Raw genomic sequence first — 16,443 nt, 5'->3', positions numbered from 1 at the left:
TCTATATAGTGCCTGTGTGTCCGTCAGGCAGTATCCCTCAGTCCCCGAAATAGGTGGTCACTTGCATCAGTCGGCAAAGATCACCAATCCTATCGGTATCCTCAGCCTTGACTGTCACGCGCCACCCCCCCTCGGCCGCGCGAATTACCAAATCATATAGCAAACGATTCTGGGCGGAGAAGGCAAGACCGCCCGCCGCAGCTTGCCCGCATCCCTCGCCGAGCCAAGTTGTATCATTCAGCCCGACCCATACGATGTTGTTAAAGTCCGGGTGGTTGCTGTCCTGGGCCACAACAGCGACGCCGGTTATACGAATGCCTGCGGCCCAGAACTGCTCGGCTTGCGCGGGGGCAATCGCCATGAATGGCACAAGGATAAACAGCAGCCGTTTCATCGCCGAAGCCACCACAACCGTATGCCCAACACCATCATCACCAATAGCCACACCCCAATAACGAGGGAGACAAGCCTGCCTGCAAGGCCCAGATATTCGCCGGAATGTATTGCATAAAAGCTGTTCACAAACCGGTGGGATAGCGACTGTGTGAGGGCATCCTGATGCGCGATCACTATACCGTTCAGTGCGCTAACAAAGACAATTGTTTTACCATACAACTGCCGCAACTCTCCTGGCTGTGTCAGTCTGATTTTATAATAAGGTTTTGCGGGCGTCGCGAGGGTAAAGACCGCTACCCGACCTTCCGGGTATAAGTTTTTCGCTATCTCGACCGCCCTGCTAAGCCCGATTTCTTCACCACTGAACCCATCGGCAGCCGGAATGTCCGGGCTGATATCATGGACACCAAGTGCGTTTGCCATCGTATCTTCCCAGGCCAGCAGAACACCTGCGCCGATGGTCAAGGTCGCAAGGGGCGCTAACACCAAGCCGGTCAGGCGGTGCAACGCATAATGGCCGGCCCTGCCACTCACTTTACGCGGCCATTTAAGCGCTATGCGCCATTGGCCACGCTTTGGCCACGCCAGCCATAAGCCGAAGCAGATATTGCTGATAAGCAAAATACCGCTGATACCAAGGATCAAGGCCCCCAGATCGCCAAGCCATAATTTATGGTGCAACTCCAGTACCAGTTCAAAAAAGCCTGCGTCCAGCACTTCGGGGTTTGAGGGCAGTTCACGCACAATGGTACCGTCGGCCGCCATACGAAACGCGCGATAATCACCGCTTGGCTCCGCCAGATAAACATCGAAGCTGTTGAAGCGCGTATCAAACGCATAAACAAAAGGGATACGACTGCCGGGACGCTCCGACACAAGGCGGTGCATGCTTTCTTCCAACAGGGAAAAATCCGCCACCATGCCAGCAGATGGCAGCGACACATCATCAAGATCACGCTGGAAAACAAGCAGCATACCCGAACATGCCTGAACCAACCAGAACAAGGCCATCGTCAGGCTCAGGTAACGGTGAGTATTACGGATTATTTTTGTCATCGTGCCCCCGACAATCCTATTCAGAAAAAGCCGTGCTGCCACGAATGTAGCTGCAAGAAGCACGGCTCAAACACGAAACTTCCACCGCCCTATGGGTATTGCCGCTTGGGCCGGATAGGGCGGTGGATTTTCGGGAGGGGGACCTAGAAGTCCAAGCCCACCTTTATACCGATGGTACGTGGCCGGGTGCGGTTGGCATTATTCCAGCCGTGGTACGGATCGATATATTTATTCTCATTGGTCAGGTTCTTGGCATAGAGCTCAAATGATACCGCACCAGCGGTCAGACCAACGCGGGCATCAAGCAGGCCAATCTTGTCGGAAAGCTGCGGTGTATTTTCCGCCGGGAAGCTGGTGAGATCCACATAAGGCATCTCGTCCCTGTAACTGTAGTCAATGCGGGCATACCCCGGCATATCCGATGACCATTCAAAGTCATACACCGCGCCCAGCGTAAAGCTGTAGTCAGGTACATAATCAATCGGATCACCCACAACGTTCGCTGTATCTTCTGCGTTGATTTCGGTTACTTCCGCATCCATCACCGTACCCGTTGCACTGAACGTCAGTGCGTCTGTTGCACGCCATGACAGTGACGCCTCAAGCCCCTTCACTTCGGCAGCACCAATATTGCTGACCAAGCTCTGCAGACCAAGGTCGACACCAAGGAAGACAAGGCCCCGGCGCAGCATGTCGTCATATTTGGTGTAATACCCCGCCACATCGAAATAGAGCGCTCCGTCAAGCACGGCGCCTTTCAAGCCCAACTCGTAGCTCCATAGTGATTCTGGATCATAAGCCGGGTTACCACCGGTATTGAAGCCGCCACTACGGAAACCTTTTGCAACGCTGGCATAGACATTGACGTCATCAGACACCGCATAGGACAGGTGAAAGCGCGGGTTCACAGTATCGAACTTGCCTTCTTCCGTCACCTGATTAGGGGCAAAACCATTGCTTTCTGTCGCCTTGTCTTCAAAATAACGAACACCAGCACCAAACTCGAGACGGTCGGTTAAGCTGTAGGAAGCGTTGGCGAACAACGCGAAGGACTTGGAAGTGTTACCTGAATAATATTCCTGATCCTGAACGACAAAACCGAAATAATCATACTCAAAGTATGCTGTCAGCGAGCGCTCCATGTCGCGGTAAAAACCGCCGACAGTCCACTGTAGGGGCCCGTCACCGCTCGAAGCCACGCGCACTTCCTGCGTAAACTGTTTACCTGGGTTATAGCGGTCGTCATTACCCGCGTAGCCGCCGACATAGATTGTGTCTTCACCGCCGCGATATGAGAACGGATACTGGTGGTACTGGTCAACATAAGACGATGAGCTGGTTAACTCTGCAAAACCAAGATCATACTTGAGCGTCAAATTATAGAGTTCATAGTCCCAGATTTTAGGCATTTGAGCCTGCGTCGGATCAATGGCAACAAAAATAGTGCGATCCGGATTCTCATACCCCTGCCCCAGTTCATATTCAGCACGGTAGGATACGAATGTCGCAAGTAAGCTCAACTCCTCCGTCGGCTTCCAGAGCGCCTTGATCCTGAGATTGGTCAGCTCTTCGTCATTGCCATTCTCAATGCCTGCTTCAGGATGATCCTGCCAGCCACCACCGGTTTTCACCGTGCCCGCAAGGCGAAGCGCAAACTTGTCCTCAACAATGGGGACGTTGACCACACCGGTAAACTCTGCGCCCATCGAACCACCGTCTACGGTGCTCAGATCAGCGGAGACATTACCCTCAAATGCATCAAGCACGGGGTCATTGGTGATATAGCGAATGGCGCCACCTACCGCCCCCTGGCCATATAGCGTGCCTTGTGGACCCTTGAGCACTTCAATGCGCGCAAGGTCAAGCGTGCGGGTTGGCAACACGTCATACCCCGTCAACACCATGGGGACTTCGTCCTGATACACACTTGTAAGCGCACCGCCACCATGGGCGTTAGCGATACCGCGCAGGAATATCTGGTAGCTACCCGGACCGTCCTCACGCATGGTTAAACCCGGCACAGCAAAGGACAGGTCTTGAATACTGTCGATCCCACGCTCTTCAAGCTCGGTGCCACTGATGGCTGTAATCGCCATCGGCACCTCAATAAGCCTTTGTTCCCGCTTCTGCGCGGTGACAACGATTTCTTCGAGCGTAAAGTCTGCGCTCGCGGTTTCCTGAGCTGCCGCAGGCGCCTGCATGAGTGCGGCGACTGACAGCGATGTCAGATATTGAATTGTATATTTTTTCATTTTGGATTCCCCTCCGTGATAGACTTGTATCAACCCCTGAACCTGCGGCTGCACAGCCTGAGATTTCCTCACCATTTAAAATATGAACGGAGCAAATGAATAAACCAGATGCCAATAGTGCAACAAACGGTGCGCTGGAGGCACCACAGCAGCCCCCCCTGAATTCCCGACCATTTTCAACCGGATTTTATCATCACTCAATTGCCCCGGGCGCCGATACCAAGCCCTTGCCAACAAGCAGGGGGGAGGAAGCCCGAGGGAAATACCCAGCATCCAGTTTCGGATCAATGCCGGTCACTACCTGCCCCCCCACGGTAACCGAGGCCGCATCGTCGTCAGTATTAAATGCATCTTCGAGATTGCCAAAGAGGACACTGTCATCAACTGCAATATGCCCCCCTGCCAATGCGCGTAAACCATACGGACGGTTACCTGCAATGATACTGCTGCTTACGCGAATGCGGCCAGTATCAGGCGCATAGATACCGTCGTCTTCGTTGCCCACAAAAACACTGTTTTCAATCACTGTTTCAGTAATATCATATCCGCCGATACCTGCTTCTTCACTGCCGGAAATCAGGGAGTTTTTAAGCGTCAGTCGGGCGTTCTCCTCCAACCATATCCCCATATGGCTATCGGTGATTTTCAGACCGTTCACATCAAGTGTGCTCGCGCCCCTGATCGTCAAGGCCATCTTTTCGGTCCCGTGGATACTAGTGTTTTCGACACTGCCGCGGCTGTTTATAAAAAATAGACCATGCCCGTCGTATACATTGTCGGTCTCTTCTTTCACCCGAAAGCCTTTGATGCTGATATTAATGAAATCAACCACGCTATTGGTAATGACAAACGCGTTTGATGCGCTCCCCTTGCTTCCGTCAAAAAGCGCGCCGGGAGCGCCTACGATCGTCAAATTCTTTCTGTCTATCAGCACAGCAGCGCGAACCAGAAGCTTCTCACCGTCATCCGTAAACGGCACATCACGGGTCTCACCGGGGTGATATGTGCCTTTCGCAATAAAAATGGTATCGCCCGCCTCTGCGGCATCCACCGCCGCCTGTATGCCAGCAACACCCTCATATCGACAGTCGGCACCATCCGACTTGTTCTCGCAAACTGTATATGTTTCTGCACATGCAGGGACCGCTGCCCCTACCGTGAGCACCAACGCGGCGCCTAATGTATGGATTTGTTTCATAATACAAACTTTCCTGATTGCTCATGTATGTTACCGTGCCCTATTCCAACGGTAGCAGCGACGTGAATATCCAAAAGGTGCCAACGTTGGCGGCACTGGTGCGCAGGTCGCACCACATTCAATGCTTTTCGCACCTATCGCATGGCCAACCCGGTCGGGTAGCTTTTACATATTGACTGAAGGTGGAACAAAACGGGAAGGCACATATGGATAATCAGAAACCAAAGATCGGCTCAGCACGAGATGCTTATTCCGGCAGGCTATTTCCCACCGAACAAATCGAAACTTTCAGGAATATAGATCAATTATTCCCGTCCAGAACCATCCATCGCGGAACGAACATCCCGCCAAAAGCCATCAAAACACGGCCTTTACCGCTTGACGACATGACCATCGAAACGGACCAAGGCGATTACGATTTGTATGATTATATCGCGCGAAATCGTGTCACTGCGTTACTTGTGGCAAAAGACGAGCACATCGCGCTGGAACAATACGAGTATGGTAACACCCCGGACACCCGGTGGATGTCCATGTCGATGGCAAAATCCATCAGCACTACTCTCGTTGGTGCCGCAATCAAGGACGGGGCCATTGGCAGCCTTGGCGACCAACTTACCCAATATCTGCCAATGCTGAAAGGCGGCGCCTATGATGGCGTAACGGTGCAACAACTGCTGCAAATGACTTCCGGTGCACATTGGGATGAAACCCATACTGACCCGAACTCCGAACGCCGGCATGTGCTCGAATTGCAGCTGGGCCAGAAAGCGGGCTCCATCCTTGCGTATATGTCAAATCTTCCGCGTGTAGCTGACCCCGGCACACACTGGAATTACAGTACCGGAGAAACCCATGTTGTAGGTGAATTGCTTTATGCAGCAACCGGTGAATACCTCGCTGATTATCTTTCGAGAAAAATATGGTCTCGCCTCGGCATGGAATCGGACGCCACCTGGTGGCTTGAGGCTGAAAACGGCCTCGAGGTGGCAGGTAGCGGCATCAGCGCCACCCTGCGGGATTATGCGCGTTTTGGCCATTTCATAATGAATGACGGTGTAATCGATGGGGACCATGTCCTGCCCGACGGCTGGGTCAAACAGGCAGGTAGTTCCCGCGAGGTTGGCGGACAACCACTAGACTATGGTTTTATGTGGTGGCCTGTTCTTGCCCCGGCGGGGACCAACTTTGAACCCGGCTTCAGTGCGCGCGGAATTTTTGGTCAATACATGTATATCAATCCGGCGCACCGCATTGTGATTGTGGTCTGGAGCGCCCGGGCAAAACCGATCGGCTCAGAAGTCATTCTTGATAATGATTTCTTCAACGCGGTGCTAAAAACACTCGGATAAGTGCGCTCTGTTGCGCAAGACATAGAACAAACGGGAACCGGGATTTATTATGCAAGACGATACGGCGCAGGAAACAGCGATTCAACCCGAACAGAGTTTCATGGGACACCCCAAAGGACTTGCGTACATCGTCTTTACAGAGGCATGGGAACGGTTCTCATTTTACGGCATGCAAGCACTGCTCGTGCTCTATATGGCCGGGTATCTGCTTCATCCGGGTTCTGTTGAAAATGTGGTCGCATTTGCAGGTTTCCGGACGCTGCTGGAAGGTATCTTTGGCACACTCTCAACTCAGGCGCTCGCGACACAGATATTTGGGCTTTATATTGGTCTGATTTATTTTATGCCTGTGCTTGGCGGCTGGCTGGGTGACCGTGTAATGGGCCAGCAAAAAGCTGTATTACTGGGTGCCGCCCTGATGGCAGTTGGCCATTTCATGATGGCATTTGAGACAGTATTCCTATTCGCGCTCGCTGCACTCATTTTCGGAGCAGGACTGCTCAAGGGCAACCTTGCAGCACAGGTAGGTCGCCTTTATGAAAAAACCGATCAACGCCGTGGCACTGCCTATTCACTTTACGTAATGTCCATTAACGTCGGCGCATTCATCGCGCCTCTTATCTGCGGAACACTGGGTGAGTTGTATGGTTGGCACTACGGGTTCGGCGCGGCGGGTATCGGCATGATGGTCGGCATCGTAATATATCTGGCAGGACGCCACCACCTTCCGCCTGACACGCTTCGGGGTGCCCATGCTGAAAAGCCGAAATTGAACCCAGGCGATGGTCGCATCATCACCGCCATTCTCCTTCTTTTTATCATCGCAGCCCTCTTCTGGACGGCTCAAACTCAAGTATGGAACACCTATCCACTATGGATTCGTGATCGGGTAGACCGCGACCTGCTCGATCTGACAGTGCCGGTAACATGGTTTCAGTCGCTGGATAGCCTTGCAGTGCTTGTGCTTGCACCAGCTATCATGTGGTATTGGAAGCGCCAGCGCGACAAAAGCGCGGAACCTGGTGACCTACGCAAGATTGTCATTGGCTGTGCAGTATTCAGCTTTGCCTGTGTGTGGCTCGCGCTCGGGGAAATAATGTCGGAAGGGACATCTATCGCCCTCTTCTGGCCTGCGGTATTTCATTTTATCTGTGCTATAGGGTATTTATACGTTGGGCCCATAATGCTTGCACTCGTATCCAAAGCAGCCCCCGATGCGGTCAACGCCATGATGGTCGGTTCATACTATCTCTCGCTGTTTTTCGGAGGCCTTCTCAGTGGCTGGCTTGGTCGTTTCTATGAACAGCTTTCACCAGCAACTTTCTGGTTAATGCATGGTGTAATTGTTGGGGTAGCTGCCTTGCTTGTCTTCGTGCTGCACAAGCCGTTTAGTCACGCCCTAGGCCTGGAACAGGTTACACCGTCGGTTTGATATGGTTACGTTACGTCATTGCGCAAAGACTGCTCACGCAGGGCGTAAACCAGCCTAGACAAGCGAGCAAAATGAACCGAATTGGAATCATTCAATCGCTTGACATTCCAGCCTGGACAGCACCAAAATCGGATCGCAAGCCTCTTATCAAGGGCGCACCGCGCTTCAAGCTAGGATACCATGACAGCAGATACCCCCAAAAGCACTCAGCCCAACCTGCCTTCGAGGAAAGCACTCCCGCCTTTTGAGGCTTTAAGGGCATTCGACGCCGTGGCAAGACTTGGCGGCATTCGCAAAGCGGCCCAAGGTCTTGAGCGCGACCATGCTGTCATTAGCCGCCATATTCGCACGATCGAAAGCTGGACCGGCGCTGTACTCGTGGAGCGCACACCCACAGGCGTCGCCCTCACAGACGAAGGCCGCGAATACCACGCAAAAATCGCTCAGGCTATCGATGCACTCGCAAACGCCACGCTCGACATGATGAAAAAAAGCGACAATCAACCCGTTCACATCTGGTGCATGCCGGGTCTTGCTTTTCACTGGTTGACAGGCCGACTGGGTGCGTTCGAAGCTGCGTATCCGGGGGTCAGCGTCGAAGTGCGCCCCACAGACACTAGCCCGGACCTGATCTCGAATGAAGCCGATGTGGATATTCGATTTGTCCCGCAATATGGCGCTGCTTTTCAGGTTCCGCAGGGCATACGGCGGCTGAAACTTGCGCGCCTGCCAATCATAGGCGTCGCCAGCCCTGACTATCTTGCGAGCCGGCCCGAAATCAACACACCCCAGGACATGCCCGACCACCAGCTTCTCCACGAGGAAGACACCCTGCACTGGCGGGATTGGCTGACTGCCTATGGTGTGAAAAATGACATAGAGTTATCCGGGCCTTTGCTCTGGCAGGGCCACCTGACAATGGATGCCGCACGACATGGCCGTGGCATAGCCCTCAGCAACCATCTTGTTGCTGCCGCGGACCTCGCCAAGGGTAAGCTTGTGGAAGTCGGCGCCGGTAAAGCTGCGTTTGAGAACAGAACACCTGGCGATTACGTTTTCCTTGCCCGTGCAGACCGTTGGGAGCTGCCGTCCATCCGTCGCTTTCGCACGTGGCTACACACGGCCATCACCAAAGAATTACCCTGATAACAATGGTGCCCTCAACACACCGGGCGTGACTTCTCACGCATCTTACGTTGTGTGTAGCACCCGGTAGACTTCTTCCATTGATCATGCAGGTACGAACCGGAAGGGACACATTATGCAATCTCAGAAAAATAGGTCCAATGGCCACCGCTTTAGTCTGCTCGCGTCTGTAGCTGCGATGACATTCACGCTTTCGGTCTCTGGCGCAACTTCAGCCTCAAGCGAACAGGATATGCTGAAACCGCTTCTGAACGCCGCGTCAGAGAGTACCCTGACATACGACTGGCCTATTCTTAAGGTGGGAACCGGTACATACGAGGAAGGCCCAACCGGCGTAACCGTCTTTCATTTTGACAAAAAGGTTTTTGTGGCAGCAGATGTACGAGGCGGCGGGCCTGGCACAGTTAATGCCAGCTATATGGACCTTGGCTATAACTATGCCGAGTTGGATACCGTCGTATTCTCGGGCGGTTCCTGGTACGGGCTCGAGGCTGTAACCGCAGTTGCGAGTGCGCTCAAGGACGACGGCATTCGTGACGGCGACGCTTTTTCCCTTGAGCCCAATATGGCTATGTCTGTCGGCTCCATTATTTTTGATTTCGGCAGTCGCCGCCTTAACGAAATTTATCCTGATAAACGGCTGGCGCAAGCGGCTTTCAGAGCTGCGAAAACCGGCACCTTCCCGCGCGGCGCATATGGCGCCGGCCGTTTTGCCAAAAGTGGGGCCTTTTTTGGCTGCAACGCCTTTTCCGGCCAAGGCGGGGCTTTTAAACAGGTGGGAGACCTCAAGATCGCGGCCTTTGTCATCGCCAATCCTTATGGTGTCATCACAAAACGCGATGGTACGGTGGCCGCGTGTTATGAAGGAGCCAGTTGGCCCGGCGGAAAAATACGCACCAGTGACTTGATGCAGGGCTTCCCTGAAAGCCGGGAAAGCGGGGGCAAGAACGCAGATATTCCAGTAAGTAGCAAAAACACTACCGTTAGCCTTATCGTCACCAACCAAAAACTCGACCCGGCCGAACTAAAGCGCCTGGCAACGCAGGTGCACACGTCCATGGGGAGAGGTATTCAACCATTCATGACTCAATATGACGGTGATGTTTTGTACGCCGTATCCACGGCCGAACTGGACGAACCTGCTTTTATGCCGCCAGACCTTGGTGTTATTGCCTCAGAGGTTATGTGGGATGCGCTTCTGAGCGCCGTACCGGAACAGCCTGTGGCTGCAACACCTGATCCTGATCTTTCATACAACATGGAGCAGTTGGCGACCTTTACCGGGAATTATACATTCAGTCCAATGGTAAGCCTTGAAATATCTGCTCGTGATGGCGCGCTTTATGCCCAGGCAAGCGGCAAGCGGAAAGTATATGGTATCGGACATCAAGAGCCTGTAGCGCTCTCACCTGTCGCCGAAACAGAGTTCATGCTACCGGGCCGGTACCCGCTGACCTTCAAGTTCAAAAAAGATGGCCAGCTTGTGCTCAACCCTGGACATTGGCAGCAGGTCAGTCAAGACAAGACGCCTTGAGCGGATAAGCCTCTCACATCAGGTTTATGCGATATATATCTGGCAAGTAAAAAAGGGGCGCGGTTTTTTTCTGGCCCCTTTTTCTTTCTTATGCGTATCGCCGCAGACAAATAGTCCTACCGGTAGATGGCGCGGTCCACTTCCGCTGCGATGTAACCAAACGCAGCCCAGCCTTTCCCGTTCAGGAATTCGTCCATAAGCTCCGCAGCATCATTCGGACGACCACTATAAAGATACCAGTTCAGTACCCCGTAGGAAACACCCGCGCCCTGAATGCCGCCAGGGCTGTTCTCGATGGTTTCTTCAAGGGTCTGAAGTCCAGCGTACATTTTACAGAGCTCGTAGTAGCCAAAATTCTCGATCACATCCATGTCGGTCGTAATCATACTGACGGCTTCCCGTGCTTCTTCTTCACGTCCCATCCGGCGCAGTATCATGTATAGCCAGTGTGTTGTTGAAACGATATTATCATCCAGTCGGCTTGCCTTGCGTGCTTCAGTATAGGCACGCAGCGCGTTGTCCCAGTCGTGCTTCAGATAATACGCCAACCCCAAGTGGTACCAAATATTGCCGTGCAACGTCGAAACCGGAATGCCTTTAGCGTTGGGCATTCCGTCAGGTTCGATCACATTCTCGGTCCCCTTGATCAGGTCAGCCGCCTTTTCGAGGTCTGCAATTGCCTTATCAAACTCACGCACAGAAATATAGCGATGGCCGCGATGGCGATACATGCGAGGGTCACCCGGATGCTTTTCAATACCGAGTGTGAAGATGCCAATTGCAGCGCGGTAGTCGCCTGTATAGCCCATGCGGCGGCCATACCATACCAATGCGTCAGCATCATCCGGGGTTGCTTCATATCGCTCACGCGCCGCGCCTAACTGCTCTGCCGCTTTTGGATGCACGTCTTCCGGCGCGTAATAAACACCACTGTCTTCTACATACGCCTGAATCGCGCCATGGCCGTCATCAAAAGCATAAACCGGCACCGATACCAGCAAGGCAGAAAAAACGGTCCCAATCACTATTTTTTTCATTAAGTCTTCCCTCCACTTAAGCCAAACAAATTTGATTAATCCCATAGAAAACGTCGGTTCTTCAAATTTGCGACACGAAAGAGTGCTGGCGTGTCAGACACATCAAAAATCGTAGCGCAGGCCCGCGTAATAATAGCCCCCGCTGACCCCGAACACGCTGTGGTTATCGACATTGTTTCCGGTCGCGATGATCTCAGGCTCACGTTGCGGTGCTTTCTTGTTAAAGATGTTCCGGGCACCTATCTGCAACTCGAGACCGTCATCCAGACGGTAAGCTGCCTGGGCATCAAAAAGCACAGCGGGACTACGCGATAAAAATGGCTTGCCCTCAACCACACTTCTGCGTTTCCAACTACCATAATATGTACCCCGCACCATGAACGTTACTCGGTTCTGCACATGTGTAACCGACAAGTTCCCATTCCATCGCGGAATACCATCCTCAAACTCAATGCGTTTTTCGGGGGTAAATACCTCTTCTGCACGCGGGGTCCTCAGGGACATATCATTATAATTGAGTGAAAGACTTGCCGTTGTATTGTCCCCACCGGCCCAGTTCCAGCCGTGCAATACCACAAGGTCAAAACCCTTAATGCGAGAATCCAATATATTCTGATAGTAGCGGACCTGCTGCACTGCTTCGCCGTTCGGATATCCGATTGCAGCCAGTTGCTGCCGCTGTTCTGGTGTGGTGTCGAATTCCGGAATCAGTGTCAACCGGTCATCCACATCAATCTGGTAGAAGTCCAGGGTCAACGTCGTGCCCGTTTGCAGCTTTGCCACCACACCCGCAGACATACTGAACGAGGTCTCTGGCTTGAACGGCTCCGCTCCAAAAATTTTTGCCGTTTCCGCATCAAGAACCAAGACAGCATCAAGAATGAAATCCCCTGCAACTGAACTCTGGGAGGTCTGGCTGGTGCCATATAGCTGCCCACTGGCCGGTGCACGAAAACCGGTCCCGAGTGAGCCGCGCACCGCCAGCCCCTCAGCTAGTTTATAGCGGCTCGAAAGCTGATAGCTGAAGTTATCACCAAATTTCTCGTAATGTTCGAACCGACCCGTCGCCGCTGCCGATAAACGATCGGAAATATCCGCATCATAGCTCAGAAAGGACGCATAACTTGCTGCAGTGAACGTACCGGCTATATCGGGGCTATACCCCTGAAAGCCGTTCGCACCTGCCGGCAAATCAACCAAAGGACCAACCCTGTAGGACGCTTCATCGCCGGGCCTGATTGTATAGGCTTCACTGCGGTAGCTTAGCCCGGCGGAAAAAATACCGCGCTGTATGGGCAAGCCAATTTCCAGAGGGTAAGAAAGCTCTACCCCGCCCTCATATTCCCGCTGCGCCAACGCGCCGGGGGCAAAGCTGGTCGGTGACTGAACCCCCATCGAGGCATTAATCGTGTTTTCGATATTATATTGTATCTCATTCCATCCCCAGCGCAGGTATGCATCCCACGACAGACCGTCAGTGCTCTCGCGCCTCACCCCGCCAACCATGCTGGCGTCCTGTTGGCGGCCTCCGAACTGAGGCGTGTAGCCCCCAGGATAGACAGTTTGCAGATCGAAGTTTTCCGGGTGACCATCCGTACCCTGAAAAACTGATGGTCGATAAGTAGCGTGTCTGGCGAACCCACCCGCGTCGATAGGTTGGCGGTAAAAAAAACGGACAGCGCTATCGCTGACCATATAATTTCCAAAGAGATAGGCATCAAGGTCGTTGCCGAGAGGCAAACCGGCGTTCAACACGGTTTTAAGCGCCTCATAAAAGGGCTCCCCCATATTGACGGCGGGAGTTGGCACGTCAGGCACGCCTGCGTTGCGCAATGCCTGCGCACCTTGATGCACACCACCTGTCCGGGTCGGATTCTGGTGGGTATATTGTGCGCTTAAACTCGCGAATCCTTGCGCGCCTAACGGCAGTCCCAAATTAACCTGAAGGTCTTTTGTCGCCCCACCCCCATCATAATATTTGCCAATATGAGCCGACGCCACCGAATAATCCCGGCTGTCACGGAGTGTCATATTAACAACACCTGCGATTGCATCCGAACCGTAAAGGGCAGCGGCACCGTCACGCAGAATCTCTACCCGTTTCATGGCAATGGGAGGGATAACATTGAAGTCCTGCCCCTGCGCCCCGGATGTAGAGGCGTGGCCCGTTGCGATATGTACCGTAGCGGAACGGTGGCGGCGTTTACCGTTCAGCAGCAACAGGATGTGGTCGCTCGGGGAACCGCGTAATGTTACAGGCCGAACGAGAGAAGACCCATCATTGAGCGGCAAACGCTTGGCATTGAAGGCGGGAACCAGTGTCCGAAATGCGTCGTTCATATCCGCATAGCCCGTTGAACTGAAACCATCCAGTTGGAACACATCAATCGGCACCATGCTCTCAGTCACCGTGCGTCCGCGTCGCCGGCTGCCAATGGTGACGATCTCATCGAACTTTGTTTTCTCGGCTCCCGTGTCAAGCTCACGCTCCGACACTCCCACAACCTGCGGCTGAACCCCTTCCGAGGCAAGGAAGTCGCGATCTTTCTGCGGCCCGTCCTGTACCTTAATGATATATGTTCCGCGCTGATCAACCACGACCGTCAAACCACTATTCGCCAAGATTGCCTGGAGCGCTTCGGCCGCAGTCAAGCGGCCTTGGACTGCAGCACCTTTCTGCGCGCGCTGAATGGTCCTTGGCAAAAAGAATACTTGCACGTTTGCTCTGCCTGCCACCTCAAAAATCATTTCTTCCAATGACTTAGGCTTTATGTCGAATGTATATCGTGTCCCTTTTTCTGTCGCCAGAACAGGGGAAGGCAGCGCAGCGACCAACAGACTTCCCACGCAGAGACTGCGGTACAATGCAATTAACAATTTCCGCCTCCCTTTCACGCAGTTCTATCCTTCCCGGACGTCGACCCGAGCTGCCTATAGCATTACCAGCACAAAAAACTTCGCTTCAATGTAAAAATTTTGTCGCATATAATTTGTCGCGTTTTGAAGGGTTGGGCGTTTTATACCTAAACGCTGTGTTAGTGGAACGTGGCGACGTGTAACATCAAGGTTTGAGTGAACATTCAGAGCAACATAGATCACAGAGGCCGTCCAGCACGGCAGAATTGCAAACGCACTGACAAGCTTGTTGCTGATGAACGCAGCCAGATTGAACGGATATTCCTGCGATACAAAAATGATGTGCAGCGATATCTGGTTTCCCTGGTGCGCTCTGATGACGATGCCCATGATCTACTGCAGGACACCTATCTCAAGCTGTGTACACGACAAAATATCGAAGACCTGAACAATAATCCCAAGGCTTACCTGTTTGTGGTGGCGACAAATCTGGCAAAAGATTTTATGCGCCGCAGATCCACTCGACAGGAATCGAAGCATGTATGTATCAACTCGGTAGAGATTGAAGCAAACAGCGCCTCCCCTGAGGCCATGGCAGAATGGAATGGCAATCTGGACAGTATCAAAAAGACATTATTGACGCTGGACAGTAAGACAAAACAGGTTTTTGTTATGCGCCGTTTCATGGGCTATAGTGCAGCCGATATTGCGACACATATGAAAATCTCGAAACGGACGGTTGAACGGCATCTTGTGAATGCCCTTGATAAAATCAAAAGCGACCTCGATAAACGGAACCATAATGATTAAGAAACTGAAAAATATATTCAGCGGTCGCCGTGATGATGCAGGCATAGTCGCAAAACTATCCGCCGCTGAAGGAAACGACGAGACCTCAAAACGCCTTGCGCGGCTGGGCACTGCGGATAGAGCTTTCGTTAGCGCGCCCCGGGACGAGTATGATGATTTTATTTGGGATGTGAGCGGCGACCTCGCTGACGATCCCGATATCCAGTCTCTGGTTTCACAATATCAGACTGAAATAAGAGCCACTGAAGGAACTTCGTTCCTAGGCATAAAGCTACCCAGTAGTGGGTTTGATAGTTGGCTCAAGCCAGCAACAGGCGTCGTCGGAGCCGTGGCACTTTTGCTGCTGGTGTTATATTTGCCCACAGCAGGCACAGAGACATCCTACGAGACCCCCATCGGCGGCCAACGCGTTGTCGAACTCGCTGATGCGTCTCTGATAACTCTCAACACAAACACCCATGTGCGCGTATCTTACAGTGATGGCGCACGGAATGTCTATCTTGATCGGGGGGAAGCTATTTTCACCGTAGAGAAGGATAAGCAGCGCCCTTTCAACGTCTATGTGGGTGATAAACTCGTCCGCGCCGTTGGCACGGAGTTCAACATATATCTGGAACGCGGGCAGCAAGAATTGGTAACAGTCTCGGTCCTTGAGGGTATTGTCACCATCCTCGATGCACGCAACAGCGAAGCTGCTTCTTCTCTGCCCCTGCTTGTCAGAGGAGAGGAAGCCATCCTTGGCGACAATCTCATACCAAGTAAACACCAGGCTGATCTCACGCGCATTACCGGGTGGCGTGATGGGCAAATTGTATTCCATGACATCAGTCTGGATAAGGCTGTAAAAGATCACAACCGGTATGCTCAGCGCAAAATCGTACTGGCTGACCCCAGCCTGGCAGATGAGCGCATTAGCGGTACGTTCAAGGTCGGCGATAGTGAAGCCCTCCTGTTTGCTCTTGAGAATCTCCTTGGTCTGGAGATACGTCGAACTGACGAGAGTGTGTTGATCAGCAAACAACACTCTTGATTGTCTAATTTTTAAAACTGTTCACCGCAGAGGCTGTTTTCTCTGCGGTGCATTATCATATGTTTGCACGGGGGACCGACCTTATGATTGAGCGAGCCACACAAATCACCGGAGGTCAGGCACTGATTGACGCGCTGCTGGCGAATGGAAGTGATATAGCGTTTGGTGTGCCGGGAGAAAGTTACCTCGCCGCGCTTGATGCCTTTCATGGTGCAGAAGACAAGCTCCGGTTCATTACCTGCCGCCACGAAGCGGGGGCCGCCAACATGGCGGAAGCCTACGGCAAGATGACCGGCAAACCGGGTATCTGCTTTGTCACCCGCGGGCCTGGGGCAACACACGCC

The 16,443-nt window shown here is 52.9% G+C and carries 13 protein-coding genes; 7 read left to right on the top strand and 6 right to left on the bottom strand.

Annotated features, from left to right (window positions below):
• Window positions 1-37: 37 nt before the first annotated feature.
• The 4 genes from ACN0VM_RS12965 to ACN0VM_RS12950 all read right to left on the bottom strand — a co-directional run bounded on the left by ACN0VM_RS12965 (window position 38) and on the right by ACN0VM_RS12950 (window position 4,902).
• Window positions 38-394: a hypothetical protein gene (locus tag ACN0VM_RS12965; RefSeq protein ID WP_417451312.1), complete on the bottom strand. Its 357-nt coding sequence runs from the start codon at window positions 392-394 to the stop codon at window positions 38-40.
• Entirely contained in the window at window positions 391-1,452 is a 1,062-nt protein-coding gene (locus tag ACN0VM_RS12960; RefSeq protein ID WP_417451311.1) for a PepSY-associated TM helix domain-containing protein, read from the bottom strand. Before ACN0VM_RS12960 ends, ACN0VM_RS12965 begins: the two co-directional genes overlap by 4 nt.
• 143 nt (window positions 1,453-1,595) lie before the next feature.
• Window positions 1,596-3,704: a TonB-dependent receptor gene (locus tag ACN0VM_RS12955; RefSeq protein ID WP_417451310.1), complete on the bottom strand. Its 2,109-nt coding sequence runs from the start codon at window positions 3,702-3,704 to the stop codon at window positions 1,596-1,598.
• Between the two features lie 193 nt (window positions 3,705-3,897).
• Window positions 3,898-4,902 carry a right-handed parallel beta-helix repeat-containing protein gene (locus ACN0VM_RS12950; protein WP_417451309.1) on the bottom strand — a complete coding sequence of 335 codons (1,005 nt, stop codon included), beginning with the start codon at window positions 4,900-4,902 and terminating at the stop codon, window positions 3,898-3,900.
• 206 nt (window positions 4,903-5,108) lie between these two features.
• On the opposite strand from ACN0VM_RS12950, the gene ACN0VM_RS12945 reads away from it, so the two are divergent.
• The 4 genes from ACN0VM_RS12945 (at window position 5,109) to ACN0VM_RS12930 (ending at window position 10,366) form a co-directional block, all read left to right on the top strand.
• Entirely contained in the window at window positions 5,109-6,254 is a 1,146-nt protein-coding gene (locus ACN0VM_RS12945; protein WP_417451308.1) for a serine hydrolase domain-containing protein, read from the top strand.
• A 49-nt stretch (window positions 6,255-6,303) separates the two neighbouring features.
• On the top strand, window positions 6,304-7,686 hold the full coding sequence (locus ACN0VM_RS12940) for a peptide MFS transporter (protein ID WP_417451307.1): 1,383 nt from the start codon (window positions 6,304-6,306) through the stop codon (window positions 7,684-7,686).
• A gap of 180 nt (window positions 7,687-7,866) precedes the next feature.
• The gene (locus ACN0VM_RS12935; RefSeq protein WP_417451306.1) at window positions 7,867-8,832 is read left to right on the top strand and encodes a LysR substrate-binding domain-containing protein; all 966 of its coding nucleotides are present in this window, start codon (window positions 7,867-7,869) and stop codon (window positions 8,830-8,832) included.
• 115 nt (window positions 8,833-8,947) lie between these two features.
• Complete coding sequence (locus ACN0VM_RS12930; protein ID WP_417451305.1) at window positions 8,948-10,366, top strand: P1 family peptidase; 1,419 nt, start codon at window positions 8,948-8,950, stop codon at window positions 10,364-10,366.
• 116 nt (window positions 10,367-10,482) lie between these two features.
• Here the strand turns inward: ACN0VM_RS12930 and ACN0VM_RS12925 are convergent, their stop codons facing one another.
• On the bottom strand, window positions 10,483-11,403 hold the full coding sequence (locus ACN0VM_RS12925) for a hypothetical protein (protein WP_417451304.1): 921 nt from the start codon (window positions 11,401-11,403) through the stop codon (window positions 10,483-10,485).
• Window positions 11,404-11,505: 102 nt separating this feature from the next.
• Window positions 11,506-14,025, bottom strand: a complete 2,520-nt coding sequence (locus ACN0VM_RS12920) for a TonB-dependent receptor plug domain-containing protein (protein ID WP_417451303.1) — start codon at window positions 14,023-14,025, stop codon at window positions 11,506-11,508.
• Window positions 14,026-14,475: 450 nt separating this feature from the next.
• Between ACN0VM_RS12920 and ACN0VM_RS12915 the strand changes: the two genes are divergently transcribed.
• The 3 genes from ACN0VM_RS12915 to ACN0VM_RS12905 all read left to right on the top strand — a co-directional run.
• Entirely contained in the window at window positions 14,476-15,069 is a 594-nt protein-coding gene (locus ACN0VM_RS12915) for an RNA polymerase sigma factor (protein WP_417451302.1), read from the top strand.
• Window positions 15,062-16,099 carry a FecR family protein gene (locus ACN0VM_RS12910; RefSeq protein ID WP_417451301.1) on the top strand — a complete coding sequence of 346 codons (1,038 nt, stop codon included), beginning with the start codon at window positions 15,062-15,064 and terminating at the stop codon, window positions 16,097-16,099. Before ACN0VM_RS12915 ends, ACN0VM_RS12910 begins: the two co-directional genes overlap by 8 nt.
• A gap of 83 nt (window positions 16,100-16,182) precedes the next feature.
• On the top strand, window positions 16,183-16,443 hold a 261-nt coding region (locus ACN0VM_RS12905), incomplete at its 3' end, for a thiamine pyrophosphate-binding protein (protein ID WP_417451300.1).

It is taken from the genome of Kordiimonas sp. (assembly GCF_048260245.1).
Taxonomy (GTDB): domain Bacteria; phylum Pseudomonadota; class Alphaproteobacteria; order Sphingomonadales; family Kordiimonadaceae; genus Kordiimonas.
This window is presented reverse-complemented; position numbering and strand designations above follow the sequence as displayed.